We start from the raw sequence: 26,902 nt of genomic DNA on the forward strand, positions 1-26,902 counted from the left end.
GCCACGGCGCGACGAGGCGCCGTGCCGCGCACCGCCGTCGGGCACTCCCCGCCCGGAGGTGACCTCCCCCAGGGGCGCGGCGAGATCGAGCGCTGCGAGTCAGCGCGACGAGGAGGCAGACGATGACGGTCTACGCAGCCCCCGGCACGGACGGGGCCATCGCCGAGTACAAGGCCCGGTACGACCACTGGATCGGCGGCGAGTACGTCGCGCCGGCGAGCGGGCAGTACTTCGAGAACCCCAGCCCGGTCACGGGCCGGACCTTCACCGAGGTCGCGCGCGGGAACGCCGACGACGTCGAGCGCGCGCTCGACGCCGCGCACGGCGCCGCCCGGTCGTGGGGGCGCACGAGCGCGACCGAGCGCGCGAACATCCTCAACAAGATCGCCGACCGCATGGAGGAGAACCTCGAGCGGATCGCCGTCGCCGAGACGTGGGAGAACGGCAAGCCGGTCCGCGAGACGCTCGCGGCCGACATCCCGCTCGCGATCGACCACTTCCGCTACTTCGCGGGCGCGATCCGCGCGCAGGAGGGGTCGATCTCCGAGATCGACGAGGACACCATCGCGTACCACTTCCACGAGCCTCTCGGCGTCGTCGGGCAGATCATCCCGTGGAACTTCCCCATCCTCATGGCCGTGTGGAAGCTCGCCCCGGCGCTCGCGGCGGGCAACTGCGTCGTGCTCAAGCCCGCCGAGCAGACGCCCGCGTCGATCCTCTTCCTCATGGACATCGTCGGGGACCTGCTGCCGCCCGGGGTGGTGAACGTGGTCAACGGGTTCGGCGTCGAGGCCGGCAAGCCGCTCGCCTCCAGCCCGCGCATCCGCAAGATCGCGTTCACGGGCGAGACGACGACGGGCCGCCTGATCATGCAGTACGCGAGCCAGAACATCATCCCGGTCACTCTGGAGCTCGGCGGCAAGTCGCCGAACATCTTCTTCTCCGACGTGGCCGACGCGCGCGACGACTTCTACGACAAGGCCCTCGAGGGGTTCACGATGTTCGCCCTCAACCAGGGCGAGGTGTGCACGTGCCCGTCGCGCGCCCTCATCCAGTCGTCGATCTACGACACGTTCCTCGGCGACGCGCTGGAGCGGACGAAGGCGGTGCAGCAGGGCAACCCGCTCGACACCGCGACGATGATCGGCGCGCAGGCGTCGAACGACCAGCTCGAGAAGATCCTGTCGTACATCGAGATCGGCAAGGCCGAGGGCGCGACGGTGCTCACGGGCGGGACGCGCGCCGAGCTGGGCGGAGACCTCGCGGGCGGGTACTACGTGACGCCCACGATCTTCGAGGGCAAGAACTCGATGCGGATCTTCCAGGAGGAGATCTTCGGTCCCGTCGTCGCGGTCACCGACTTCTCCGACTTCGACGACGCCATGACCATCGCCAACGACACCCTCTACGGTCTCGGCGCCGGCGTCTGGTCGCGGTCGGGGAACACCGCCTACCGCGCGGGCCGCACCATCGAGGCCGGCCGCGTGTGGACGAACTGCTACCACGCCTACCCCGCGGCCGCCGCGTTCGGCGGGTACAAGGGCTCCGGCGTCGGGCGCGAGAACCACAAGATGATGCTCGACCACTACCAGCAGACGAAGAACCTCCTCGTCTCCTACTCGGCCCAGAAGCTCGGCTTCTTCTAAAGCCCGGCCCCCGTCCGCCGAACACGGGGTTGGTGTCGTTCTCGCCGTCAGAACGACAACAACCCCGTGTTCGGCGGTGAGCAATCCCGTTCTCGCTCTCTGCCGCAGGAGGTTCCGTGCCCGACGACGTTCCCTCGCCCCGCGCGACCAGCTCGGTCCCGGGGCGGGTCGCGCTCACCGACGACGCCGCCGCGCTGCTCGCGCGGCTGCGCGCGGTCCACGGCGAGCTCATGTTCCACCAGTCCGGCGGGTGCTGCGACGGGTCGTCGCCCATGTGCTACCCGCAGGGCGACTTCCTCCTCGGTGGCGCCGACGTGCACCTCGGCGACCTCATCGTCGGCGCGCCCGGTCCCGGCGCGGACGATCTCGACGGGGCCGACGGCGCGGCGGGCCGGTTCGTCGTGCCCGTCTGGATGAGCCGCGCCCAGTTCGAGTACTGGAAGCACACGCACCTGACGATCGACGTCGTGCCCGGCCGCGGCGCCGGGTTCAGCGTCGAGGCGCCCGAAGGCGTGCGGTTCATCATCAGGTCGCGCCTGCTCACCGACGACGAGTGGGCAGCGCTCGACGTGGCCTAGGCTGACCCCACCGACGGGCTCCACGACGGGCCCCGAAGGCCCGGGGCCGGAGAGGAGGCGACGCGATGGACGACCTGCTCGTCGTCGCGCGCGACCTCGCCTCCGCGCTCATGCTCCTGCTCGGCACGTCGACCCTCACGGCCACGCTCTTCCTCCTCGGTGCCACGGCCCTCGTCGCGGCCGTGGCCGCCGTGACCGCGCGCTGGGGTGCACCCCTCGCGCTCGGTGTGGCGGCTCGCCCGGCGGGCCGGCTGCGCGACACGGTCGACGTCGGCCCTGCCGTGACGCAGAGCGACCCGGACGCCCCCGGCCGAGCCCGGCCCCGGGCACCCGGCCGACCCCTCGGCTGATCACCCGGCCGAGGCCTCTCCCCGCATCCCGCGCGCACCGTGCCGCGGTGTGCCCCGGCCTGCCCGGCGCAGGGTGATCGGCGAACGCGTACCCCGCACGTTCGACCGAGGACACCACCATGAACCCGCTCGACCTCCCGCTCGTCTCCACCGTGCTCGACGCCGCCTACCGCGCCCTGATGGCCTTGTCCGACCTGCTCGAACCCGTCGCCGGGGGTGCTGCGGCCGCGACGGCCGTCGTCCTGCTGACGCTCGCCGTCCGCGTGCTGCTCGTCCCTGTCGGCGTCTCGCAGGCCAAGGCGGAGCGCGACCGCGCGCGCCTCGCGCCCCGGCTCGCCGAGCTCCAGCGCCGCCACCGGGACGACCCGCAGAAGCTGCAGCGCGCGACCCTCGACCTCTACGCCGAGGAGGGCACGACGCCGTTCGCCGGCTGCCTGCCGATGCTCGCCCAGGCACCCGTGGTCGCCGTCGTCTACGCGCTGTTCCTGCATGCCCAGATCGCCGGTCACGCGAACGCGCTGCTGGGCCACACGCTCTGGGGAGCGCCCCTCGGCTCGAGCCTCGTCGGCTCGTTCGGTGGGGGTGCGGCGGACGTCCCGACCCTGGTGGTCGCGGGTGGGGTCGTGCTCCTCGTCGCGCTCGTCGGGGAGCTCACGCGCCGGGCGTCCCTGCCTGGCGGTCGTCTCGCCGTGCCGCGGACGGCGACCGGCCCGGCCACCTCCGGCCCCCTGGCCGCGCCGGGCCTGCAGAACGCGCTCGGCGCTCTCCAGTTCATGACGGCGGTGATCGCGTGCTTCGTCCCGCTCGCCGCGGGCGTGTACCTGCTCGTGACGGTGACGTGGACGCTCGGGCAACGACTCGTCCTGCGCCGGCGGTACCCGTTCGAGGCGGTCGCGTAGCGCGACGGCGCGGCGGGCCTGGTCACGGGCCCGCCGCGCGTGCGAGGGTGTCGGGTATGACCGATCTGCTCCCGTACCGCGACGACGCGGACGACGTCGAGGTCCCCCTGCTGGGTGGTGACGTGTCGGACGGGATCGTCCGTCGCGGCGACACCGTCCGCCGTCCGCGCGGCCCGCACAGCCCCGCCGTCGAGGCGTACCTGCTCCACCTCGAGCGCGCGGGGTTCGAGGGCGCGCCCCGGTTCCTGGGGATCGACGACGACGGCCGGGAGGTCGTGACGTTCCTGCCGGGCGAGATGGGCGGGCGCCCGCCGCACGCTTGGGCGACCGACGAGGACGTGCTCGTCCAGCTCGGGGAGTGGCTGCGTGACCTGCACGCGGTGTCGCGCGACGTCGTTCTGCCCGACGGCGTCGCGTGGACCGAGCGGGCGCAGTTCGCGGAGGTGCCGGACGTGTTCGACGTGCCGGACGTCGTCGGGCACAACGACCTCACGGTCGAGAACGCGCTGTTCGTCCCGGCCGGCGACGACCCGGAGGGTCCGCACCGGCTGGTCGGCGTGGTCGACTTCGACCTCGCCGCGCCGACCACGCGCCTGCTCGACGTCGCGACGACGCTGCTCTACTGGGCGCCGGTCGCGCCGCCGGATGCGCGGCCGGACGCGCTGCGGGAGCTCGACGCGCCGCGTCGCGCGCGGATCCTCACGGAGGCGTACGGCCTGGACCGGTCCGAGCGGCTCGCGCTGCTCGACGTGCTCGCGCAGCGGTTCGCGCGGAGCTGGTACGCGATGCGGCACGCGGCGCACACCCGCGGCGGGGGCTGGCAGCGCATGTGGGACGACGGGGTCGGGGACCGGATCCGCGAGAACGAGGCCTGGTTCGCCGCGCAGCGCGTGGACTTCGTGCACGCGCTGGGCTGAGCACCCGTCGGGGGCGGGGCCCGCGTCCCGACGGGTGCCGAAGCACTCAGAGCGCGGCGAACCTGCCGACGGCGACGAACACCGCGAGTGCGAGCAGCACGACGTTCGCCGGTACGGCCTTGGCCTCGCCGAGCCGGACGTGCAGCGGGATCGCCCCGACCTGCGTGAGCGCGAGCCCGACGGCCGCGATCGGCGTGAGGACCGGGGCGACGCCGAGCGCCCAGGGGAGGATCACGCCCACGGCCCCGGCGACCTCGAGCCAGCCGATCGCGCGCACGCCCGCGGTGCGCTCCGGCGTCACCCACCGCATCCGCTCCTGGAGCACGGGGATCGGGCGCAGGGCCTTCATGAGCCCGGCGCCGAGGAAGGCGAGGGCGAGCAGACCGGAGGCGATCCACAGGGCGACGTTCATGCGTGAGTCCTTCGAGGAGAGGGGCGGCGACGGCGCAGGGTGGCCGGTCACTCTTTGTGCCTGGGCACATGATGGGTAACCATGAGGGCGGCTACAAAAGGCACACCCGTGTGCGAGAGGCACACGGAGCCGCATGCCACGGAGACGGAGACCCCATGACCACGATGCCGACCACCGACGTGCCCGTGGTGCGCGAGCTCGCGGAGCGCCACGGCCTCCCGGCGGAGGGCGGCTGCGCCGCCGCCGAGGCCACGAGCGAGGTGCGCTCGGTGCTCGACCGGGTGGGGGACAAGTGGAGCGTCCTCATCCTGGGCATGCTCTCGGGCGGGCCGCAGCGGTTCACCGAGCTCCTGCACGGCATCGACGGGATCTCGCAGCGCATGCTCACGCTCAACCTGCGTCAGCTGGAGCGGGACGGGCTCGTGAGCCGCACGGTGCACGCCGTCGTGCCGCCGCGGGTCGACTACGCGCTGACCGACCTCGGCGCGACCCTGCTGCCGCCCGTGCTCGCGCTCGTCGACTGGGCGCTCGAGAACACGACCACCATCCGCGACCACCGGGACCAGTTCGACGCCCGGGCCACCTCCGCGGGCTGACGCTGCTCCAGGTCGCCGGGGACCGGCGACGCCGCGACCGTCAGCGGCGGTGCAGCGTCGTCCGGAGATGTGACCACAGCCGCTTCGCGAGGCCGTCCGGGCGCACGACGGGGATCTGGGCCGTCTCGACGCCGCGCACGAGCCACGCCTCCGCGTGCCGCATGGCGTCGGCGGTCGACTCCCCGATCACGGGTCGTGCCGGGTACACCGCGATCCGCTCGTGCAGGCGCAGGTCGATGACCTGTTCGAACTTCTCCGCCAGCGCGGGGTCCACCCCGCTCACGTAGAGGCGGCCCCCGCCCTCGCCCAGCCGGTCCGCGTAGTGCGCGAGCACCGTGAAGGCGGTCGCGCCGAGGCTCGCGCGGCCGCGCAGGCGCAGCACCACGACGGCGTCGTGCGCGTGCGCGGGCTCCGGCAGCGCGGCCTCGAGCGAGCGGGCACCGGCGTAGAACAGGCTCCCGTAGACGTCGAGGACCGTCACCGTCGCGTCGTCGAGCCGCCGTGGCGCGGGTTCCTCGCGGTAGTGCCCGCCCTCCTGGGGGACGAGGCGGACGATCCGCAGGTCCTGGGACTCCCGGTTCGCCTGGAGCAGGATCGACAGCGCGGCCCCGATGCCGACCGCGGCCGCGACGGGCAGGAGCAGGGTCGCGAGGAACGTGGTCGCCATCGCGACCTGGGACTGGCTGCCCGTGCGCCACGCCGTCGCCATGGCCGACAGCCGGATGGACCCGACCGACGCGACGGCGAGCAGTGCCGCGAGCGTCGCCGACGGGACCGCCCCGACCGGCCCGGACAACGCGACGAGGACGACGAGCACCCACACGCCCGACATGATGCCTGCCCAGCGGTCGCGCGCTCCCGCGGCGGTGCTGATCGCCGTCTGACCGACCGACCCGCCGACCGGGATGCCGCGGAAGAACCCCACCGCGAGGTTCGCGACGCCCTGCCCGACGAAGTTGCGGTTGGGGTCGGCGCGGCGCCCGCCGGGGTTCGGGACGGACTCGGCGACCCCCGCGCCCTGCACGAGCACGATGGCTGCCACGGCGAGCGCGCCCACGGCCACGTCGACCGACACGAGCCCCAGGTCGGGCAGCGCGAGGGAGGGCAGGCCGGCGGGGATCTCGCCCGCGTCGCCGACGAGCCGCACCGACGTCGCGCCGAGGGCCCACACGCCGACTGCGGACACCACGAGCACGACGACGGCCGCGTACGGGGCGACGCGCGTGCGACCGAGGACGAGGAGCACGGCGACCGACCCCAGGCCCACGACGAGGGTCGGCACGTCCCACGTGCCGGGCGAGCGGAGCACCTGGAAGGCCTGCCCGACGGCGAGCGACGCGGACGGGTCGGCGCCCGTGAGGTCGTCGAGCTGGCCGAGCAGGATGTTGACGGAGACACCGGTGAGGAACCCCGTCATCACGGAGTGCGACACGAAGCCGGTGAGTCGACCGAGCCCCACGAGCCCGGCGACGACCATGACCGCCCCGGCGAGCGTCGTGAGGAGGATGAGCGCCGCGAGCCGGTCCTCGCCGGGGACCCCCGCGAGGGCCGAGCCGGCGGCGAGCGCCGCCGCGCTCGTCGTCGTGACGATCATGAGGCGCGAGTCGACCGTCAGGCCGCCCGCGATGCGGCCGACCGCCGTCGCGTACAGGCCGTGGATCGGGTTGACGCCGACGAGGGTCGCGGTCGCCATCCCGTCGGGGACACCGCCGACGGCGCCCGGGACGCCGGCGCCCGCGGAGCGCCAGAACGTCCCCGGGGCGGGCCGGACGCCGTCCCACCAGCCTCGGACGGCGCGCACCGGCCGCGGGCTCATCGCGTCTCCCGCGGGTGCGCCATGGGGAGACTCTGGCACGGTGCGCGTCGGCCGACCACAGCAACGGACGGCGCCGTCGCCGCGCAGGGGGACGTGTGCGGGTCAGCTCGCGAGGGGGTCGTCCGCGGTGAGATACCAGGGCTCGTACCCCTCGAGCGAGAGCGTCCACAGCCCCGGCGCACCCGCGGGGACCGCGACGCACACGTTGCCCGACACGGTGTCGTCGGTCCCGACGAGGCCCGTCCCGACGAGGGCGTCCGGCACGGCGCCGCACTGCCCGTCGACGTGGACGCCGTCGTCGCCGACGAAGCCGACGTCGATCGCCCCCCACGCGCTCACCTGCGAGCTGGGGCCGTAGTACGTGGCGGTCACGGGGACGATCCAGTACTCCGTGCCCTCCGGCGGTGCGACGTTGACGTCGCTGTGCGCGAGGATCTCCGCGGTCGCCTCGTACGGCGGGTCCAGGAGGACCTCCCACTCCTCGCCGGCGACGGTGTAGCCGTCGAAGAACCACGGGTCGGCCCGTGTCCCGGAGCCCTCCCACTCGCCCTCGGACCAGTCCTCGTCCGACCAGTCCTCGGACCACTCGTCCTCGACCGGCTCGGTGTACCAGTCGGCGATACGCCCGCCCGCGTCGCTCGCGACACCGGCGGCGAAGCCGACGCCACCGCCCACCGCGAGGCACGCCGCACCGACGATCAGCCCGACGGCGGTGCGCGACAGACCGCGGCGCGTGGTGGGCGGGGGCGGGCCGGGGAGTCCGGCCACGGGATACGTCGGCCCCGGCGCGAGCGGCCCCGGCGGGACGGGACCGTAGCCGACCGGGGCCGGACCGGGCCCGATCGGGGGCGGTGGGGAAGCGGCCTGCGGGGGACCGGGGTATCCGGGCGTCGGGACCGGAGCCGACGTCGCCGGGGGCGCCGTCGGGGCTGGGGCCGTCGGCGCGGCGGGAACTGCGGACGCTGCGGGGGGCGTGGCCGGCGTCGACTGGCTCGGTGGCGCGAAGGGGTTGCTCATGGCTGCTCCGGGGTCGTGCGGGCGAGCGCCCGGACGACCGTGTCGCCGTGCGTGGCCGGATGCTCCCACATCTCGGCCTGCCAGCACCAGGAGCGGGGACGACGGACGGCCGGGGACGCGGACCGCCGTCGGGCACGCCACGACCCGCCCGAGCACGACACCACCCGCCCGCGAGCACGACATGGGGGTCGTTATCCAGCGGGTATCGACCCCATGTCGTGCTCGGCAGGCCCCGTTACGGCTGGTCGGGCTCCGAGCCCACCAGGAACTGCGAGTACGCCCCGATGGTGAGGAACGTCGGGAAGTCCTCGGCGAGCGCGACCGCGCGGAACACGTGCGCGGCGTCGTCGATCCGGTTGCCCGGGGTGCGCGGCAGGTCGTCGACGATCTCGGCGAGCAGCGCCTCGACGCGGTCGCGCGTGATGGGCACGCCGTTCTCGGTGCGCGTGCCCGACGCGATCCACTGCCAGACCTGCGAGCGCGAGATCTCGGCGGTCGCGGCGTCCTCCATGAGGTGGTCGATCGCCGCGGCGCCGACGCCGCGCAGCCACGACTCGAGGTACCGCACCCCGACGGAGACGTTGGAGCGCAGGCCCGCCGCGGTCACGGTCGCCCCGGCGCGGCGGGCCGAGCCGATGTCGAGCAGCTCGTGCTGGCCCACCTCGACGTCGTCGCGCAGGCGGGACACCTGGTGCGGCCGGTCACCCAGGACCGCGTCGAACTCGCCGCGCGCGACCTCGATGAGGTCGGGGTGCGCGACCCACGTCCCGTCGAACCCGTCCGTCGCCTCGCGGCGCTTGTCGGCCCGCACCTGCTCGAACGCGCGCTCGGTGACGTCCGGCCGGCGCCGGTCGGGGATGAACGCGCTCATCCCGCCGATCGCGTGCGCGCCGCGCTTGTGGCACGTCGCGACGAGCAGCTCGGTGTACGCCCGCATGAACGGGGCGGTCATGGTGACCTGCGCGCGGTCGGGCAGCACGTAGGAGTCGCCGCGCGTGCGGAACGCCTTGATGACGGAGAACAGGTAGTCCCACCGCCCGGCGTTGAGCCCGGCGCAGTGGTCGCGCAGCTCGTGAAGGATCTCCTCCATCTCGAACGCCGCGGGCAGGGTCTCGATGAGCACCGTGGCGCGGATCGTGCCCTGCGGCAGCCCCAGGTACTCCTGGGCGAGGACGAACACGTCGTTCCACAGCCGCGCCTCGCGGTAGCCCTCGAGCTTGGGCAGGTAGAAGTACGGCCCGCGACCACGCGCGACGAGCTCGTGCGCGTTGTGGAAGAAGTACAGTCCGAAGTCGACGAGCGACGCGGACGCGGACACGCTCACCCCGGCCCGGTCGACGTACCGCATGTGCTTCTCGATGAGGTGCCACCCGCGCGGGCGGAACACGATCGTCGGGAGGTCGGTGAGCGTCGTCGAGCGCAGGCGGTAGTCCTTGCGGTGGTCACCCGAACCGGTCGTGTGGGTCAGCGTCCCGCGGATCGCGTCGTGCAGCGCGAGCTGGCCCTCGATCACGTTGCGCCACGTCGGGCTGGAGGCGTCCTCGGCGTCCGCGAGCCAGACCTTGGCGCCGGAGTTGAGGGCGTTGATCGTCATCTTCGGGTCGGTCGGCCCGGTGATCTCGACGCGGCGGTCCTCGAGGCCCGGCGCGCCGGCCGAGCCGGCGACGCGCCACGACGGGTCGTCGCGCACGGGCCGCGTCGCGGCGCGGAAGTCGGGGTCGATGCCGTCCGCGACGTCCTGTCGGCGCTGCTGGCGGTCCATGAGCAGCTCGTGGCGGCGGGCCAGGAACCGGTCGTGCAGCAGCGTGAGGAAGTCGAGCGCCTCGGGCGTGAGGATCTCGCGGTAGCGCTCGCCCAGCGTCCCGGTGACGCGCAGCGTGCCGGTGACGCGCGGGCTGCTCGGCGCAGAGGGGGACGTCGGAGGGCGAGAGGTGGTCGTGGTCAGCGTGGTCATGGCGTGCTCCGAAGGTCGTGCTCCCGCGAGATAGAACCCCGAGCTTCGAGGTAGAGCGCTGCGAGCTCTATCTCGGGCGCGCGGGTTCTATCTCGCGGGAGGAGGGAGGGTTAGTGGAACTGGGCGGTCTCGGTGGACCCGGCGAGCGCGAGGGTGGCGGCGTCGGGGTTGAGAGCCGTGGCGACCCGGTCGAAGTAGCCGGTGCCGACCTCCCGCTGGTGGCGGGTGGCGGTGTAGCCGTCGGCCTCGGAGGCGAACTCGGCCTCCTGGAGCTCGACGTAGGCGGACATCGCGCGCTCGTCGTAGCCGCGCGCGAGCTCGAACATGGAGTGCGAGACGGCGTGGAAGCCGGCCAGCGTGATGAACTGGAACGCGTAGCCCATCGCGGCGAGCTCCTTCTGGAAGCTCGCGATCTGGGCGTCGTCGAGGTGCTTCTTCCAGTTGAACGACGGCGAGCAGTTGTAGGCGAGCTTCTTGTCCGGGTACTGCGCGTGGATCGTCTCGGCGAACGTGCGCGCGAGCTCGAGGTCGGGCTCGCCCGTCTCGACCCAGATGAGGTCGGAGTACGGCGCGTACGCGAGGCCGCGCGCGACGACCGCGTCGAGGCCCGGGCGCACGCGGTAGAAGCCCTCCGAGGTGCGCTCGCCCGTGAGGAACGGGCGGTCGCGCTCGTCGACGTCGGACGTCAGCAGGTCCGCGGCGAGCGAGTCCGTGCGGGCGATGATCACGGACGGCACGCCCGCGACGTCGGCCGCGAGGCGCGCGGCGTTGAGCGTGCGGATGTGCTGGCTCGTGGGCACGAGCACCTTGCCGCCGAGGTGGCCGCACTTCTTCTCCGACGCGAGCTGGTCCTCCCAGTGCACGCCCGCCGCGCCGGCGGCGATCATCGAGTGCATGAGCTCGTACGCGTTGAGCGGGCCGCCGAACCCGGCCTCGGCGTCGGCGACGACCGGGGCGAGCCAGTCACGTGTCGGCGCACCGGACTCCGCCGTCTCGATCTGGTCCGCGCGCAGGAGCGCGTTGTTGATGCGGCGCACGACGGCGGGCACGGAGTTGGCGGGGTAGAGCGACTGGTCGGGGTACGTCTGGCCGGACAGGTTGGCGTCGGCCGCGACCTGCCACCCGGACAGGTAGATGGCCTTGAGGCCCGCGCGCACCTGCTGCACGGCCTGGTTGCCGGTGAACGCGCCGAGCGCGGCGACCCACTCCTCGGTGTGGATCTGCTCCCAGAGCTTCTCGGCCCCGCGACGCGCGAGCGTGTGCTCCTCGCGCACCGAGCCGCGCAGCGCGACGACGTCCTCCGCGGTGTAGTCGCGCTGGAGGCCGGCCCAGCGCGGGTCGGTCGCCCACTGCTCGGCGATCTCCGCCGCGGTCTGGGTCTGGTCGCCGGGGCGCGGGCTGTCGCTCGCGGCGCGATCCGGGGTGCGGCCCGCGACGTCCGCCGTCGTCGCGACGGCGCCGAGCGGACGGGCGCCGCCCGCGTACTCGGACGGGGAGCGGCGGCTGACGATGGTGGGCCTGTTCACGGGTGCCTCCTGGTGGTGCGCCGGTCCGCGCTGCGCGGACCGGACGGGCCGGTCGGTGGACCTCGGCGAGGTCCGTGCTTCGACCTTCCTCCCGCTGACAACCCCGTCTCAAGCCAGATCGAGCGAAAGAACTGCACTTCTTCTCTTGTGCGGAAGGAGCGGCGCGTGTCACTCTCAGTCATGGCTATCCCGACGACGCGACCGGCCGGAATCGCGGAACATGCGGAAATCCCGCTCGAGAGCGAGCCCGACGCCCTGACGATCGGTCGCAGGATCCGGCACCTACGCACGGCGCGGGGCCTGACGCTCGACGAGCTCGGCGCCGCCATCGGCCGCGCGCCGTCCCAGGTGTCGCTCCTGGAGAACGGCAAGCGCGAGCCCAAGTTCGCCCAGCTCCAGGCCGTCGCGCGGGCGCTCGGCGCGAGCCTCGACGACCTGCTGTCGCCCGAGGCGCCGTCACGCCGGGACGCGCTCGAGATCGAGCTGGAGCGCGCGCAGCGCGGCCCGCTCTTCGACGCGCTCGGGCTGCGCCCGGTCAGGGTCGGCAAGTCGCTGCCCACGGACGCGCTCGAGACCATCGTCGCGCTGGAGCGCGAGCTCCAGCGGCTGCACACCGAGCGCGCAGCGACGCCCGAGGAGGCGCGCCGCGCGAACGCGGAGCTGCGCGCGACCATGCGTGCGCAGGACAACTACTTCCCCGAGCTCGAGGACGCGGCGGCCGAGCTGCTCGACGGCGTCGGGCACGCGGGCGGCCCGCTGCCCCAGCGCGTCGCGGCGGACATCGCCGCCCACCTGGGCTTCACGCTGCACTACGTGGGCGACCTGCCGCACTCGACCCGCTCGGTGCTCGACCTGCGGCACCGGCGCGTCTACCTGCCCAGCAACGGGATGCGCGGGCGGTCCAACGCGACGTCGGCGCTGCTCCAGGCGCTCGCGCCGCACGTGCTCGGGCACGCGGAACCGCGCGACTACCGCGAGTTCCTGCGCCAGCGCGTCGAGGCCAACTACCTCGCGGCGGCGCTCCTGCTGCCGGAGCGCCACGCGGTCAAGGCGCTGCGGGCCGCGAAGGACGCGCGCGAGATCTCGATCGAGGACCTCCGCGACGCCTTCGCGGTGTCGTACGAGACGGCCGCGCACCGGTTCACGAACCTCGCGACGAAGCACCTCGGCATCCCGGTGCACTTCATGAAGGTCCACGAGTCGGGCGTCATCCACAAGGCGTACGAGAACGACGGCGTGCGCTTCCCGGCGGACCCGCTCGGCGCCGTCGAGGGCCAGTACGTGTGCCGGAGCTGGACCGCCCGCACGGTGTTCGCGGTCGAGGACCGGCTCAGCCCGTTCAGCCAGTACACGGACACCCCCAGCGGCACCTACTGGTGCACGTCGCGGGTCCAGGCCTCGGCGGACGGCGAGTTCTCGGTGAGCGTCGGCGTGCCGTTCGCGCACGTGAAGTGGTTCCTCGGCCGCGACACGACCGAGCGCCTGGTCTCCCGCTGCCCCGACGGCGCGTGCTGCCGTCGCCCGCCGGACGCGCTCTCCGACCGCTGGGCCGGGCAGTCGTGGCCGAGCGCCCGCCCGCACGCGTCGATGCTCGCCGCGATGCCGACCGGTGCGTTCCCGGGCGTCGACACCACCGAGGTCTACGCGTTCCTGGACCGGCACGCGCCCCGGTGAGACCGGGCGGATCAGCCGATCGAGCCGCCCTGCGTCGGAGCGTCCATCGCGGCCTTGAGGCGCGCGGTGTCGGCGTCCGACCAGCCCTCGGGAGCGTGCAGGGCGGCGAAGCCGTCGGCGTACTCGAGCTTGTAGACATGGCCGTGGCCCGCCGGGATGTCCGACGCCGCCGCGACGAACAGGTCGCCCGTGAGCTGCCAGAACGTGACGAACGGGTACCACCGCACGTCGCCCAGCACGTCCGGGCCGCGCGGCTCGCGGAGCCAGTCCGGCTCGGACCACAGCGTCTCCGGTCCCCACCAGGTCACACCGTCGGACGCGTGCTGGAGGTACACGACGCGCGGCTCGTCCCAGCGCGGGCCAGGACCCCAGAGGTCTGCGACGCCGGTCGCGACGGGATCGCCCCACCGGACCTGCCGGCCGTCGTCGAGCACGGGGGCGTACTCGAGCGACCCGGGGTCCCGCGCGTCGGTGAGCTCGCGCCACATCGGCGTGAACCCGGGCGTCCCGGTGAACATCGCGCCGTCGGAACGCGCCTCGACGTCCTGCACGCCGCTGAACGCGCCCTGCATCCCGAACGACCCGAGCGAGATGCCGAACGCGAGCAGCCGCGGGCGGTCGTCCTCGGGGAGCTCCGACCAGCGGTCGTACACCGCCTCGAACAGCGCCTTGCCGGCCGCGGGCGGGGTCGACCGGTCGCCGACGAAGCTGATCCAGCTCGGCAGGTAGGAGTACTGCATGCTCGCGATCGCGGTGTCGCCGCCGTGCATGAGCTCGAGCGCCTCCACCATGCCCGGGTCGACCCAACCCGTCCCGGTCGTGGTCGCGACGACGAGGACCGACCGGTCCCACGCGTCGGTGCGGTCGAGCTCGTCGACGACGCGTGCCGCCGTGGCGTCGAGGTCGCCGTCGGGATCGAGGCCGGCGTAGGCATGGATCGGCTCGCGCACGTCCGCGGGGTCGACGACGTCGCCCGCCTCGGCGAACGCGCTCAGCTCGTCGACGGTCGGGCCGGACACGACGAACTTGCGACCCTCCGCGCCGAGCGAGCCCCACGTCTCGGGGGACGCGTCCGACCCGGACCGCTCGGGCTGGACGGGGGGCGACAAGCGCGGGTCGACGTCGGCGTTCGCGGTCGCGTAGATCGAGTTCAGCGCGCTGAGCGCACCCGACCAGATGACGCCGTTGAACACCAGGACGACGACCACGGCGACGACGACGCCGCTGACGAACCGGGCCACGGGCGCGGGCACGACGTTGTCGACGACGAGGCTGAGCCAGCGCGCGAGGCGCCGTAGACCACGGCCGACCTGGAGCACGAGCAGCGCGACGGCGAGCGCCACGAGCATCGTGACGACCTCGCGCCCGGGCACGTCCTCGGACATGCCGAACAGGTGCCGCAGCTCGATCTGGCGGCGCGCGCCGAGGACGAGCGAGAGGGGCACGAGCATGACGGTCGCCCCGGCCAGCACCCACCACGCGACCCGGCTCGCGCGCGCCGTCCACCGGATGCGCAGCCCGACCTTGACCGCGAACCACTCGACGAACGCCCCGACGCCGTACCCGCCGACCGCGCTCACGCCCGAGATCACGGCCTGGTAGTACCAGGCGCGCGGGATGAGCGACGGGGTGAACGACAGGCAGAACCACAGCAGCGCGAGCACCAGACCGGTCGCCGAGAACCGCCGCAGCCACCGCCCCCACACGCCGTGCCGGGGCCGCTCCTCGTCGACGGGCTCAGGGGCGCGGGTCTCCGTCACGGTGGGCTGCACATCGCGAGCGTAGGCGAGGCGCCTCGAACCGTCCCCTCGAACTGGCCGCGGCCTCGCCGAGGGGCGGTCAGGCCTCCAGGAGCAGCGCCTCGCCCTGGCCCCCGCCGCCGCACAGCCCGACGGCGACGCGCCCGCCACCACGGCGCGCGAGCTCGTGCGCCGCGTGGACCGCGAGGCGGGCACCGGACGCACCGATGGGGTGGCCGAGCGAGATGCCGCCACCGTGCACGTTGACGACGTCCGGCGAGACGCCGAGCACGCGCGTGGACACCGCGACGACGGTCGCGAACGCCTCGTTGATCTCGACGAGGTCGAGGTCCTCGACCGTCCACCCGGCCCGGTCGAGGGCCTGGCGGATCGCGCGCGCGGGCTGGGAGTGCAGCGACGTGTCCGGGCCGGCGACCTGGCCCCAGGCCCGCACGGTCGCGAGCACGGGCGCGCCCGCGGACTCGGCCCGGGCGCGGGTCGTCAGCACGAGCGCGGCGGCGCCGTCGGAGATCTGCGACGCGTTGCCCGCGGTGATGGTGCCCTCGGGGTCGAACGCGGGTCGCAGGCGCGCGAGGCCCTCGACGCTCGTGTCGGGGCGCACGCCCTCGTCGTCGCGCACCTCGACCGGCTCGCCTCGGCGCTGCGGGACGCTCACGGGCGCGAGCTCGGCGTCGAACAGGCCGTCCTTCGCCGCGGCCGCGGCGCGCTGGTGCGAGGCCGCCGCGACGGCGTCCTGCTCCTCGCGCGACACGAACACGTCGCCGCTGTTGGTGCGCTCGGTCGAGACGCCCATGGAGGCGCGGTCGAACGCGTCGGTGAGCCCGTCGCGCACGACGGCGTCGACGAGCGTCGCGTCGCCGAACGCGAACCCGGCGCGCGAGCCGGGCAGCAGGTGCGGCGCGTTGGTCATGGACTCCTGGCCGCCGACGAGCACGACCTCGGCCTCGCCGGAGCGGATCATCCGCGTCCCGTCGATGACGGCGGTCAGGCCGGACAGGCACACCTTGTTCACCGTCACGGCGGGCACGTCCCAGCCGATGCCGGCGCCTGCGGCCGTCTGGCGCGCGGGGTTCTGCCCCGCCCCGGCCTGGAGCACCTGGCCGAACACCACGGCGTCGACGGCGTCCGCGCCGAGGCCCGAGCGCTCGATCGCGGCGCGTGCGGCGACGGCGCCGAGCTCGACCGCGGTCAGCGCGGCGAGCGAGCCCTTGAGCCGCCCCTGCGGGGTGCGGGCTGCGGCGACGATCACGACGTCGTCCGGGCGGGCGGCGGGAGAGACATCGGGGGAGACGGGGGTGGTGGTGCTCACGGCTGGACCTCCAGGGGTGCGGACGGCGGTGTCTGCGCGGGCGCCGGGGGTGTGGTGCCCGCTCGTACGGTGGTCGTGCCGGCGACGGCGTCGTCCACGAGCCCGAGCAGGAGCCCGAGGAACACGTCCGGCTCCTCGAGGTGGGGGCTGTGCCCGACGCCGGGCCGCACCTCTTCACGGTACCGCCCGCCCGCGGCGGCGTAGGCGTCGAGGACGGCCCGGGTCTGGGCGACCATCGGCTGCGGCGGGTGCGTCTCGGCGCCCGGCCAGCCGGGGACGGCGCCGAGCGCGCCGAGCTGCGCGAGATCGAACAGCGACGCGTCCGAGACGATCGCGTCGGCGTCGCCGCGCACCCACAGCACGGGCGCCGTGGCGCCCGAGGCGGCGAAGCCCGAGAGGTCGCAGTAGCGCGCGCTGATCGCGTTGTTCATGCCGCGCGTCCCGGGGGCCACGCCGGGCCAGGTGTCGGAGGTCGTCCGGTCGCCCGGGTAGTTGCCGTCGCCCGTGCGCGTCGAGAGCACGGAGTCGAGCAGCAGCTCCTCCAGGGCGCCGAGCGGCTCGCCGAGCGAGGCCGGGTCGGCGACGTAGAACCGGCGCAGCACGTCGCGGGGCGACCCGGCGTCCTCGCTGCGGTCGCCCGCGGCGAGCGCCGCGACGAACGTGGGGTTGGCCGTCCCGCCGCCGGAGCCCGCGAAGTCGGCCGAGAGCGGCGTGCCGTCCACGTCGCGCGTGCCGCCGAACCCGTACGGCGACATGGGCGCCTCGAGGAGGACCGCGTCGAACAGGTCGGGCCGGTCGATCGCGAGCTGGAGCACGACCCCCGCCCCGGCGGAGTGCGCGACCGCGACGAGCGGGTGCGCGAGGTCGAGCGCGTCGACGACCGCCGCGACGTCCTCCGCGTAGTCGCGCACGCCGCGCGTCGCGTCGACGGGCCGGACCTCGGCGTCGCCGTACCCGCGCAGGTCGACGGCGACGCCGCGCACGTCGGCGGGGAGCGCGCGCAGCAGCGGGTCGAAGAACGCCGACGACGAGCAGTTGCCGTGCACGAGCAGGACCGTGGCCCGCACGTCGCCGTCGGCCACGACCTCGCGCACGTGCTCGCGCCCGCGCGGGATTGGGACGTCGCGGCGCAGCACGTCGCGCGTCACGACGGCGTCCCGGCGGCCTGCGTGGACGGCCCCGGACCGGCGTCGGCGACGTCGAGCGGGGCGTCGTCGAGCGCGACGACGAGGTCGGGCTCGGTCGCGGCGCGCACGTCGTCGACGCTCACGCCGGGCGCGGTCTCGCGCAGCACGAGGCCGTCGGGCGTCACGTCGATCACCGCGAGATCGGTGATGATCCGATGCACGACGCCCCGCCCGGTGAGGGGCAGCGAGCACGAGCACAGGAGCTTGGGCGACCCGTCGCGCGCGACGTGCTCCATGAGGACGATCACGCGGCCCGCCCCGTGCACGAGGTCCATCGCGCCGCCGGGACCCTTGACCATCTTGCCGGGGATCATCCAGTTGGCGAGGTCGCCCGTCTCGGAGACCTGCATGCCGCCGAGGATCGCGGCGTCGATCTTGCCCCCGCGGATCATGCCGAAGCTCAGCGCGGAGTCGAAGAACGCGGCGCCCGGCAGGACGGTGACAGTCTCCTTGCCCGCGTTGATGAGGTCGGGGTCGACGGCGTCCTCGGTCGGGTACGGCCCGACGCCGAGGATCCCGTTCTCCGACTGGAGCACGAGGTGCTTGTCCTCCGGCACGTAGTTGGGCACGAGCGTCGGCAGGCCGATGCCGAGGTTGACGTACCAGCCGTCCTGGAGCTCGCGCGCGGCGCGCGCGGCCATCTCGTCACGGGTGAGCGGCACGGCTCAGCCCTCCTTCGTGCTGGTCGCGGTGCCCGACGACGCGGGCGTGTGCTGGTCGGTCGCGGCGGCCGGGCGCACGGTGCGGCGCTCGATGCGCTTGGGCGCGTCCGGGCCGACCTCGACGACGCGGTGCACGAACACGCCGGGCAGGTGCACCTCGTCGGGGTCGATGTCGCCGGGTTCGACGAGCTCCTCGACCTGGGCGACGCACACGCGGCCCGCCATCGCGGCGAGCGGCGAGAAGTTGCGCGCCGAGCGGTGGAACACGAGGTTGCCGTGCCGGTCGCCGCGCAGGGCGTGCACGAGCGCGAAGTCCGTGGCGATCGCGTCCTCGAGCACGAACTCGGCCTCGTCGGCGTACGACCCGTCGCGGCCGCGCGGGCCCACGCCGAACGTGCGCACCTCCTTGGGCGCGCTGGCCTGCGCCACGCCGCCCGCGCCGTCGTACCGCTGGGGCAGGCCGCCCTCGGCGACCTGCGTGCCGACGCCCGTGCGCGTCCAGAAGCCGGCGATCCCGGAGCCGCCGGCGCGCAGCTTCTCGGCGAGCGTCCCCTGCGGCGTGAGCTCGAGCTCGAGCTCGCCCGAGAGGAACTGCCGCTCGAACTCCTTGTTCTCCCCGACGTACGAGCTCGTCATCTTGCGGATGCGGCCCGCCCCGAGCAGGACGCCCAGACCCCAGTCGTCGACGCCGCAGTTGTTGCTCACGACCCACAGGTCGCGCGTGCCCTGCGCGAGCAGCGCCTCGATGAGCGCGATGGGGTTGCCGCACAGGCCGAACCCGCCGACGGCGAGCGACGCGCCGTCGGGCACGTCCGCGACGGCCTCGGCCGCGGACGCGACCACCTTGTCCAGCCCGGTCCCTCGTGGGGACGCGATCGTGGGGCTCATGCCGTGACCTCCTCGTCACTCGCCGGTCCGGGTCCGCCGCTCGTGACGGCGGCCAGGGCTCGCAGGGTCTCGCCCGCGACGGCCTCGACGCCGGGCGGGCTCATGATGATCGTGTAGTGATTGATACCCGCTACGTCGCGGGTGCGCAGCCCCGGCAGCCGCTCGCGCCACGCGGCGAGGTGCTCGGGGGAGTAGAGCGCGTCGGGCTCGTCGAGCAGGCCGCGCGGCGCGCGCAGCAGCACGAGCGGCACGTCGAGCGGGCGGTCGCCGGTGAGCGCGTCCGCGAGCGGGCCGCCCTCGTAGAGCTCGAGCGAGTCGGCCGAGACCGCAGTCCCGGACGACGCCGGGCGCAGCGCGGGCGCCTCGCCGACGAGGTCGTAGTCGACGTACCCGGCGACGACGTCGCCCCAGGGCTCGTCCCACGCACTCGCGAACGCGGGGTGCGCGCGCCAGAAGCCGCGGTACTCCTCGCGGTCCGCGAACGTGCGCTCGAGTCGCTCGACGGCGGGGCCGAGCAGGGCGCGCAGGACCTCGTCGTGCGTCGCGTCGGGCGCGAGCCCGGTGGGCGGCGGGAGCGGGATGCCGCCGTCGACGAGCACGAGCCGGGAGACGCGGCCGGGGTGGCGGTGCGCGAGCACGACCGACACGAACGCGCCCATCGAGTGCCCGAGCGCGACGACGCTCCCGATCCCCAGCGCGTCGAGCACCGCGGCGAGGTCGTCGGCGTGCGCGCCCATGCCGTACGGGCCGGGCAGGGCGTTGCTCCGGCCGCGCCCCCGCAGGTCGGGCGCGACGACGCGCACGCCCGGGAGGGCCGCGACGACCGCCGGCCACGCGCGGTGCGACGCCGTGATGCCGTGCACGGCGAGGACGGTCGGGACGGCGTCGGGCGCGGGGGGCGCGCCGCCGTCGGGCCGGGCGCCGGGCTCGGGTGCGTGCGGACCGACCGGGTCCCACACGCCGACGCGCAGCCGCCCGCCCGCGACGGGGACGTCGAGCGTCGCGTAGGTGTGGGTCGCGGCGGTGACGTCGTCCGGCGCGGTCGTCGCCGCGGTCACCGGGCGCTCCAGCCGCCGTCGATCGTCCAGGACGCCCCCGAGACCATCGACGCGTCCGGGCCGGTCAGCCAGCCGACGAGCGACGCGACCTCCTCCGGCTCGACGAGCCGCTTCACCGCGGACTCGGCGAGGAGCACGGTCGCGAGCACCTCGGACTCGGGTATGCCGTGCACGCGCGCCTGGTCGGCGATCTGCTTCTCCACGAGCGGCGTGCGCACGTACCCGGGGTTGACGCACACGCTCGTCACGCCGTGCGGGCCGCCCTCGAGCGCCGTCACCTTGGACAGACCCTCCAGGCCGTGCTTCGCGGACACGTACGCCGACTTGAACGGCGACGCGACGAGGCCGTGCACGGACGAGACGTTGACGACGCGACCGAACCCGCGCGCGTACATCCCCGGCAACGCGGCGCGGACCAGCAGGAACGGCGCCTCGAGCATGATCGCGTGGAGCAGGCGGAAGTCGTCGGGGCGGAAGTCCTCGATGGGGCTCACGCGCTGCACGCCCGCGTTGTTGACGAGCACGTCGACGTCGAGCGTGAGGGCGTCGAGCGCGCGCGTGTCGGCGAGGTCGACGACCCACGCCTCGCCGCCGAGCTCGTCCGCGAGGCGCTTCGCGCCGTCGGGGTCGACGTCGGCGACGGTCACGTGCGCGCCGCGAGCGGCGAGTTCGCGCGCGCACGCGGCGCCGATGCCGCTCGCGCCGCCCGTGACGAGCGCGCGGCGCCCGGCGAGGGTCGGAGCGGTGCCGGGGACGGTGGCGGGGACGGTCATCGCGCGTCTCCTTCGGTGTCGGTCGAGGTGGCGGGCCCGGTCCCGGTCGGTGGAGCGGTCCGCGGCGCGGCGAGCGCGCGCTCGATGAACTGCATGGTCTGCTCGAACACGTGCGGGGGGACCTCGGCGGCCGCGGTGTCGTACGACGGCGGCTCCGCGCCCTCGTCCCAGCGCCCGCCCCACAGCACCCAGCGCATCCCGACGATCTCGCCGATGCCCATGAGCGCCCAGGCGGCGACCTCCGGGTCGACGTCGGGGCCGACCTCGCCGTTCGCGCGCGCCTTGTCGAGCCCGGTCATGTAGCCCTCGACGATGCGCGCGTAGTGGCGGCGCAGCGCCCCGGGCGAGACGAACTCGGCCTGCCGCACGATCCGGTAGAGCGCAGGGTGCTCGGCAGTGAAGCGGAAGAACGCCTCGAAGCCCGCGCGCTCGGCGGCCAGGCGCGTCGTCGTCTGCGAGCTCGCCTCGATCATCGCGTGCCGCACGCGGCGGTTGAGGTCGTCGACGAGCTCGTCGAACACGTCGATCTTCGACTCGAAGTACAGGTAGAACGTGCCCTGCCCGACGCCCGCGGACTCGGTGATCTTCACGATCGACGCGTCGTGGTACCCGACCTCGGCGAACACCTGCTCGGCCGCGGCAAGGATCTTCGCCCGCGTGCGGTTGCCGCGGGCGGTGCGGGGCTGGGTGCTCATGAGTCCTCCGGGACGGTCACGCGCTCGACGAGCGAGCGGCGCGACACCTTGTGCAGCGACGTGCGGGGCAGGGACGGGACGAGGTCGAAGCGGCGAGGGACCTTGAAGTGCGCGAGCTCGCGGCGGCAGAACGCCTCCAGGTCCTCGGGGTCGGTGGGCCAGCCCTGGCGCGGGACGACGAACGCCGCGCCGACCTCGCCCCACCGGTCGTCGGGGACGCCCACGACCGCGACGTCCGCGACACCCGGATGACGCCGGAGCACGGCCTCCACCTCGGACGGCGTGACGTTCTCGCCGCCGACGATGAAGACGTCCTTGATCCGGTCGACCACGCGGTAGTACCCGTCGGCGTCGCGCTCGACGAGGTCCCCGGTGCGCAGCCAGCCGTCGTGCAGGACGGCGGCCGTCGCGGCGTCGTCGCGGAAGTACCCGTCGAACACCCCAGGGCCGCGGACCAGCAGCTCGCCGGACGCGGGCCCGTCGAGGTGCTGGCCCGTCACCGGGTCGGCCACCGCGACCTCGACGTGCGGGTACGGCGTCCCGGCCGACCCGATGCGCTCGCGCGCCTGGTCGTCGGGAAGGCACAGCACGTTGGGACCCGCCTCCGTGAGCCCGTACCCCTGCGACAGCGCGACGCCGCGCCGGTGCCACGTGCGGAGCAGCGGCTCGGGCATGGGTGCGCCGCCCACGACGGCGTGCCGCAGCGACGACAGGTCGGCGTCCGCGAAGCCGGGGTGCTCGGCGAGCAGCAGGTAGTTCGTCGGGACGCCCATCATCGTCGTGACGCGGCGCTCGGCGACGAGCTGCAGCACGCGCTCGGGCTCGAACGTGCGCTCCAGGACGACCGTCGCGCCGGTCCACCACGCGAGCAGGGGCTGGATGTTCCAGCCGCCCGCGTGGAACTGCGGCAGCACGCTCAGCACGACGTCGTGGCTCGTGAGCTCGACCGTGCGCGAGAGCGAGAGGTTGGTCCAGAAGCAGTTCGCGTGCGTGAGCAGCGCGCCCTTGGCCGCGCCCTGGGTCCCGGACGTGAAGACGAGCAGCAGTGGGTCGTCGTCGCGCACATGCCGGCGCTCGGGGGAGGGCGCGACCGCGGCCCGGTCCGCGCCGCTCGCGCCACGCGCGCCCTCGGTCAGCCGCGGGCGGCGCGACGGCGCGGGGACCCGCGCCTCGACGCCGCTGCGGCCGAGCTCGGTGCGCCGCGGCGGGAGGACGAGCCGGTCCAGGGCGGCGTCGGCCAGCGCGGAGAACTCCTGCTCGACGAGCACGAGCGCGGGGTCGGCCTGCTCGAGCTGGGCCGCGAGCTCGCCGGGCGACAGGCGCCACGAGAGCGGCGCGAGCACCAGTCCCGCCTGCGCGCACGCGAAGAACAGCACGACCTGGTCGGCGCTGTTGCCCGTCACCGTGGCCACGCGGTCCCCGACGCCGTACCCCGCCTCGCGGAACGCGGCCGCCAGGGTGCTCGCGCGCTCGTGCAGGTCGCGGTAGCGCAGGGTCACGCCCCGGTCGTCGACCGCGACGCGGTCCGGCGTCGCGAGCGCGCGGTCGCGCGTCCAGCGCCCGAGGGTGTGCAGGCCGTCCTGCGCGCCGGGCCGGTGCTGCGTCGTCGTCATGCCACCTCCTCGAGGCGCTCGCGGGCTCCCTCCCGATCCTCCCGCGGGCGGCGGCGCGCGGCGAGGCGCGACGCGGCGCCGGCGATCCCGCCGGGCAGGAACATCACGACGAGGATGAAGAGGGTCCCGAGGAGGAACAGGGGCTCGCTGAGCGGCACGCGCAGGACGGCCGGCAGGTCGGCCACGGTCGCGGAGCCCGCGAGCGTCCCGAGCCGCTGGTCGAGGATCGTGTAGAGCACGCCGCCGACGATCGCGCCCCATCGGGACCCGACGCCGCCGAGCACGACCATGACGAGCAGCGTGAGCGTGAAGTCCGCGGACGTCGCGCGCGGTACGGCCCCGGACTGGAGCAGCAGGTAGGCCATGCCGACGACCGTGGCGAGCGTCGCCGCGAGCACGAACACGAGGAGCTTGACCAGGTAGGGGCGCCCGCCGATGACGCGGACGCGCATCTCGTTCTCGCGCGTCGCCGCCGCGACGTGACCGGCGCGCGAGCGCTCGACCCACAGCACGACGAGGTAGACGCCGACGAGCACGGCGAGCGCGAGCCAGTAGAGGTTGCGCGTGTTGAGCACCCCGACGAACGCGTCGGGGACGTTCCCGGTCGCGAGGGCGAGGCCCTCCTCGCCGCCGGTCGCCCCGCCGGGGTTGCGGCGCACGAGCACGTTGCCGGCCTGCGCGAACGCGGGCGTGACCATGGCGAAGGAGATCCCGGTGACGCGCAGCGAGATCGCGCCGACGACGTGGGCGAGCACGATGCCGCCGACGAGCACGAGCGCCGCGGCGGGAAGGAGGGGGATCTCGGTCGTGTCGAGCACGATCGCGAGCCCGTAGACGCCGGCGGCGAAGTAGAGCGCGTGGCCGAAGCTCAGCAGCCCCGCGACCCCGAACAGCAGGTGGTAGCTCAGCGCGAGCGCGCCGATGAGCCAGCACAGCGCCATCATCTGGAGCGCGCCGGGGGTGTACGTCGGGCCGGGCAGGACGCCCGGCACGTGGATCGCGAGCAGGGGGAGGCACGCGAGCAGGGCGACGAGCGCGACGCCCGCGAGCGTGCGGACCAGCGTGCCCGACGGCGTCCGGCGGGCGGGCCGGTCGGCGCGCGGTGCGTCGTCGGCCGGGGCGGCCGAGGCCGGGGGAGCGGTCTGGGTGGTCATGCGGCTGCCCTCCCGAGGAGGCCGGTGGGACGGACGAGGAGCACGAGCGCGAGCAGCAGCACCACGATGAGGTCGCCGTAGCCGAGGTAGTAGTTCGCGAACTGCTGCAGGACCGCGACGAGCACGGAGGCGACCGCGGCGCCGGTGAGCGATCCGAGGCCGCCGATCACGGTGACGATGAACGCGAAGATGAGCAGCGACCCGCCGAGGTGCGGCGAGACGTAGCCGAAGTACTGCGAGGCGAGGACCCCGCCGAGGCCCGCGGCGGCGCCGCCGACCGCGAACACGAGCGTGAACGCCTTGCGCACGTCGATGCCGAGCGCGGTGACCATGGACCGGTTCTCGACGCCCGCGCGGATGATGAGCCCGTAGCGGGTGCGCTTGAGGAACAGCACGATCGCGCCGAGCACGAGCGCCGCCGCGGCGATCGCGACGAACCGGTCGTTGGGCACCGGCGCGCCCGCGAGGTCGGTCGTGCCCTTGAGCCACGCGGGCCCGGAGATGAACTCGGGGTCCGATCCCCACATGCCCTCGAACAGCGCGACCGAGGCGAGCGAGAGCCCGACCGTGACGAGCACCTGCTCGATGTGCCGCTCGTAGAGGGGGCGGATGAGCAGCAGCTCGGTGAGCGCCGCGGCGCCCGCCCCGACGATCGCGCCGGCGAGCAGCGAGAGGGCGAACACGCCCCACGAGTCCGCGCCGAGCGAGCGCGCGACGAACCAGCCGCCGAACGCGCCGAGCGTGAGGAACGAGCCGTGCGCGAAGTTGAGGACGCCCATGAGCCCGTAGATGAGCGACAGGCCCGACGCGACGAGGAAGTACAGCGCCCCGAGGCCGAGCCCCGTGACGAGGAGGAGGACGATCGTGCTCACCGGGCCACCGCCCCTTCGGTTCCGTGGTGGTCGACCTCGGCGTGCACGCCGAGGAGCTGCTGGACGCGGTCGGGGTCGTCGAGGAGCTCGCGCGCCGGACCGGTGTGCACGACGCGGCCCGCGTCGATGACGACGACGCGCTCGGCGAGCCGCTCGATGACCTCGAGGTTCTGCTCGACGAGCAGGATCGGCACGGTGCGCGCCGCCTCCGCGAGCGCGTCCGCGACCTCGCCGACGATCCGCGGCGCGAGGCCCTTGGTCGGCTCGTCGACGAGGAGCAAGCGGTTGGCGTTGAGCAGGGCGCGCGCGAGCGACACCATCTGCTGCTGGCCGCCCGAGAGCGTGCCCGCGCGCTGGGCGGCGCGCTGCACGAGGTCCGGGAAGAGCTCCGCGACGAGCTCGCGGCGCGGGTGGGCGTCGCGCTCGGCGAGCCGCAGGTTCTCCGCGACCGTGAGCCCGGCGAACACCTCCCGGTCCTCGGGCACGTACCCGACGCCGCGCCGCACGATCCTGTCCGTGCGCTCGCCGTCGACGCGCTCGCCGGCGAGCAGCACCTCGCCCCGGCGCTCGATCAGGCCGAGCACGGCCTTGAGGGTCGACGTCTTGCCGACGCCGTTGCGTCCCAGCACCGCCGTGACTCCGGTGGCCGGGACGGAGAACGTCACGTCCTCGACGACCTGCTGGCCCGCGATGCGCGCGGACAGCCCGCGCACCTCAAGGACGGGCACGCCGGTCGCTCCGGTGCGGTCGCTGTCGTTCCTGGCGGCGCTCATGCTGCCTCTCCTGCCGTGACGCCCAGGTAGGCGCTCTGCACCGTCGGGTCGGCCATGACGGCGTCGGGGGTGTCGCACGCGAGCAGCTCGCCGTGGTGCATGACCGCGACGCGGTCCACGAGCCCCAGGACGACGTCCATGTGGTGCTCGACCATGAGCACCGTGCAGCCGGTCGCGTGCAGGTCGCGGATGACCTCGACGAGGCCGGGCACGTCGGCCGACGACACGCCCGCCATGGGCTCGTCGAGCAGCACGACGCGCGGCTCCGTGGCGAGGAGCACCGCGATCTCGAGCTTGCGCTTGTCGCCGTGGGACAGGTCGCCGGCCGCGACGTCGGCGCGGCGCGTGAGACCGACGGTCTCCAGGTGCCGGTCCGCCTCCCGCGTCGCGGCGTCGCCGCGGCGCGGGAAGCGCAGCACGGACAGGGCGCCGCCGAGGCGCCCCTGCGCGGCGAGCCGCACGTTCTCCCGGACGCTCAGGCGCGGGAACAGGCTCGACGTCTGGAACGTGCGGCCCAGCCCGGCGCGGGCGCGCGCGGCCACCGAGGTGGTCGTCACGTCCGCGCCCTCGAGGAGCACCGACCCGCTGGTCGGGCGGTGGATCCCCGAGACCAGGTTGAAGAGCGTCGTCTTGCCCGCACCGTTCGGCCCGATCACCCCGAGCATCTCGCCCCGCCCGACGGCGATGCTCACGCCGTCGAGGATGCGCGCCCCGCCGATCTGGAGGCCGAGGTCGCGGACCTCGAGCGCGGGGCGGGTGTGCGGCTCGCCCAC

The 26,902-nt window shown here is 74.4% G+C and carries 25 protein-coding genes; 7 read left to right on the forward strand and 18 right to left on the reverse strand.

Annotation, left to right across the window (positions count from 1 at the left end; translation table 11 throughout):
* Positions 1–122 precede the first annotated feature (122 nt).
* The 5 genes from adh to FB00_RS09840 all read left to right on the forward strand — a co-directional run bounded on the left by adh (position 123) and on the right by FB00_RS09840 (position 4,390).
* Positions 123–1,646 (forward strand): aldehyde dehydrogenase, encoded by a 1,524-nt coding sequence (gene adh, locus FB00_RS09820; protein WP_047232738.1) that lies wholly within the window; start codon positions 123–125, stop codon positions 1,644–1,646.
* A gap of 116 nt (positions 1,647–1,762) precedes the next feature.
* Positions 1,763–2,224 carry a DUF779 domain-containing protein gene (locus FB00_RS09825; RefSeq protein WP_047232739.1) on the forward strand — a complete coding sequence of 154 codons (462 nt, stop codon included), beginning with the start codon at positions 1,763–1,765 and terminating at the stop codon, positions 2,222–2,224.
* A gap of 65 nt (positions 2,225–2,289) precedes the next feature.
* Positions 2,290–2,574: a DUF6412 domain-containing protein gene (locus FB00_RS09830; protein ID WP_047232740.1), complete on the forward strand. Its 285-nt coding sequence runs from the start codon at positions 2,290–2,292 to the stop codon at positions 2,572–2,574.
* Between the two features lie 119 nt (positions 2,575–2,693).
* On the forward strand, positions 2,694–3,473 hold the full coding sequence (locus tag FB00_RS09835) for a YidC/Oxa1 family membrane protein insertase (RefSeq protein ID WP_047232741.1): 780 nt from the start codon (positions 2,694–2,696) through the stop codon (positions 3,471–3,473).
* A 56-nt stretch (positions 3,474–3,529) separates the two neighbouring features.
* Positions 3,530–4,390, forward strand: a complete 861-nt coding sequence (locus tag FB00_RS09840; protein WP_047232742.1) for an aminoglycoside phosphotransferase family protein — start codon at positions 3,530–3,532, stop codon at positions 4,388–4,390.
* A 46-nt stretch (positions 4,391–4,436) separates the two neighbouring features.
* Here FB00_RS09840 and FB00_RS09845 read toward each other — a convergent pair whose 3' ends face one another.
* Complete coding sequence (locus tag FB00_RS09845) at positions 4,437–4,802, reverse strand: DoxX family protein (protein WP_047232743.1); 366 nt, start codon at positions 4,800–4,802, stop codon at positions 4,437–4,439.
* Between the two features lie 155 nt (positions 4,803–4,957).
* Between FB00_RS09845 and FB00_RS09850 the strand changes: the two genes are divergently transcribed.
* On the forward strand, positions 4,958–5,398 hold the full coding sequence (locus tag FB00_RS09850; RefSeq protein ID WP_231581794.1) for a winged helix-turn-helix transcriptional regulator: 441 nt from the start codon (positions 4,958–4,960) through the stop codon (positions 5,396–5,398).
* A gap of 40 nt (positions 5,399–5,438) precedes the next feature.
* On the opposite strand, the gene FB00_RS09855 is transcribed toward FB00_RS09850, so the two are convergent.
* From FB00_RS09855 to aceA, 4 genes are all read right to left on the reverse strand, one after another.
* Positions 5,439–7,214, reverse strand: a complete 1,776-nt coding sequence (locus FB00_RS09855; RefSeq protein ID WP_082141181.1) for a SulP family inorganic anion transporter — start codon at positions 7,212–7,214, stop codon at positions 5,439–5,441.
* Positions 7,215–7,316: 102 nt separating this feature from the next.
* Entirely contained in the window at positions 7,317–7,982 is a 666-nt protein-coding gene (locus tag FB00_RS09860) for a hypothetical protein (RefSeq protein ID WP_047232744.1), read from the reverse strand.
* Positions 7,983–8,466: 484 nt separating this feature from the next.
* A complete protein-coding gene (gene aceB / locus FB00_RS09865) occupies positions 8,467–10,185 on the reverse strand; it encodes a malate synthase A (RefSeq protein WP_082141182.1) in 1,719 nt (572 codons plus the stop codon).
* Positions 10,186–10,295: 110 nt separating this feature from the next.
* Positions 10,296–11,711 carry an isocitrate lyase gene (aceA, locus tag FB00_RS09870; protein WP_269430001.1) on the reverse strand — a complete coding sequence of 472 codons (1,416 nt, stop codon included), beginning with the start codon at positions 11,709–11,711 and terminating at the stop codon, positions 10,296–10,298.
* Positions 11,712–11,891: 180 nt separating this feature from the next.
* On the opposite strand from aceA, the gene FB00_RS09875 reads away from it, so the two are divergent.
* Entirely contained in the window at positions 11,892–13,385 is a 1,494-nt protein-coding gene (locus FB00_RS09875; protein ID WP_047232745.1) for a helix-turn-helix transcriptional regulator, read from the forward strand.
* 11 nt (positions 13,386–13,396) lie between these two features.
* On the opposite strand, the gene FB00_RS09880 is transcribed toward FB00_RS09875, so the two are convergent.
* The 13 genes from FB00_RS09880 to FB00_RS09940 form a co-directional block, all read right to left on the reverse strand.
* A complete protein-coding gene (locus tag FB00_RS09880) occupies positions 13,397–15,157 on the reverse strand; it encodes an alpha/beta hydrolase (RefSeq protein ID WP_197088789.1) in 1,761 nt (586 codons plus the stop codon).
* A gap of 67 nt (positions 15,158–15,224) precedes the next feature.
* Positions 15,225–16,454: an acetyl-CoA C-acetyltransferase gene (locus tag FB00_RS09885; protein WP_047232746.1), complete on the reverse strand. Its 1,230-nt coding sequence runs from the start codon at positions 16,452–16,454 to the stop codon at positions 15,225–15,227.
* A complete protein-coding gene (locus FB00_RS09890) occupies positions 16,451–17,602 on the reverse strand; it encodes an alpha/beta hydrolase (protein WP_082141183.1) in 1,152 nt (383 codons plus the stop codon). Before FB00_RS09890 ends, FB00_RS09885 begins: the two co-directional genes overlap by 4 nt.
* Positions 17,599–18,303 carry a CoA transferase subunit B gene (locus tag FB00_RS09895; RefSeq protein WP_269430002.1) on the reverse strand — a complete coding sequence of 235 codons (705 nt, stop codon included), beginning with the start codon at positions 18,301–18,303 and terminating at the stop codon, positions 17,599–17,601. The genes FB00_RS09890 and FB00_RS09895 overlap by 4 nt, the downstream gene beginning before the upstream one ends.
* Positions 18,304–18,306: 3 nt before the next feature.
* Complete coding sequence (locus FB00_RS09900; RefSeq protein WP_047232747.1) at positions 18,307–19,191, reverse strand: CoA transferase subunit A; 885 nt, start codon at positions 19,189–19,191, stop codon at positions 18,307–18,309.
* Positions 19,188–20,249 (reverse strand): alpha/beta hydrolase, encoded by a 1,062-nt coding sequence (locus FB00_RS09905; protein ID WP_047232748.1) that lies wholly within the window; start codon positions 20,247–20,249, stop codon positions 19,188–19,190. Before FB00_RS09905 ends, FB00_RS09900 begins: the two co-directional genes overlap by 4 nt.
* Positions 20,246–21,022 (reverse strand): 3-hydroxybutyrate dehydrogenase, encoded by a 777-nt coding sequence (locus FB00_RS09910; protein ID WP_047232749.1) that lies wholly within the window; start codon positions 21,020–21,022, stop codon positions 20,246–20,248. The genes FB00_RS09905 and FB00_RS09910 overlap by 4 nt, the downstream gene beginning before the upstream one ends.
* Positions 21,019–21,717: a TetR/AcrR family transcriptional regulator gene (locus FB00_RS09915; protein WP_047232750.1), complete on the reverse strand. Its 699-nt coding sequence runs from the start codon at positions 21,715–21,717 to the stop codon at positions 21,019–21,021. The genes FB00_RS09910 and FB00_RS09915 overlap by 4 nt, the downstream gene beginning before the upstream one ends.
* Positions 21,714–23,330, reverse strand: a complete 1,617-nt coding sequence (locus tag FB00_RS09920) for a class I adenylate-forming enzyme family protein (protein ID WP_047232751.1) — start codon at positions 23,328–23,330, stop codon at positions 21,714–21,716. The genes FB00_RS09915 and FB00_RS09920 overlap by 4 nt, the downstream gene beginning before the upstream one ends.
* Positions 23,327–24,484, reverse strand: coding sequence for a branched-chain amino acid ABC transporter permease (locus tag FB00_RS09925; RefSeq protein WP_082141184.1), 1,158 nt, complete (start codon positions 24,482–24,484; stop codon positions 23,327–23,329). Before FB00_RS09925 ends, FB00_RS09920 begins: the two co-directional genes overlap by 4 nt.
* Positions 24,481–25,356: a branched-chain amino acid ABC transporter permease gene (locus FB00_RS09930; RefSeq protein WP_047232752.1), complete on the reverse strand. Its 876-nt coding sequence runs from the start codon at positions 25,354–25,356 to the stop codon at positions 24,481–24,483. The genes FB00_RS09925 and FB00_RS09930 overlap by 4 nt, the downstream gene beginning before the upstream one ends.
* Positions 25,353–26,129, reverse strand: a complete 777-nt coding sequence (locus tag FB00_RS09935) for an ABC transporter ATP-binding protein (protein WP_047232753.1) — start codon at positions 26,127–26,129, stop codon at positions 25,353–25,355. The genes FB00_RS09930 and FB00_RS09935 overlap by 4 nt, the downstream gene beginning before the upstream one ends.
* Complete coding sequence (locus FB00_RS09940) at positions 26,126–26,902, reverse strand: ABC transporter ATP-binding protein (protein ID WP_047232754.1); 777 nt, start codon at positions 26,900–26,902, stop codon at positions 26,126–26,128. The genes FB00_RS09935 and FB00_RS09940 overlap by 4 nt, the downstream gene beginning before the upstream one ends.

The organism is Cellulosimicrobium funkei, from assembly GCF_001019615.1.
Taxonomy (GTDB): domain Bacteria; phylum Actinomycetota; class Actinomycetes; order Actinomycetales; family Cellulomonadaceae; genus Cellulosimicrobium; species Cellulosimicrobium cellulans_E.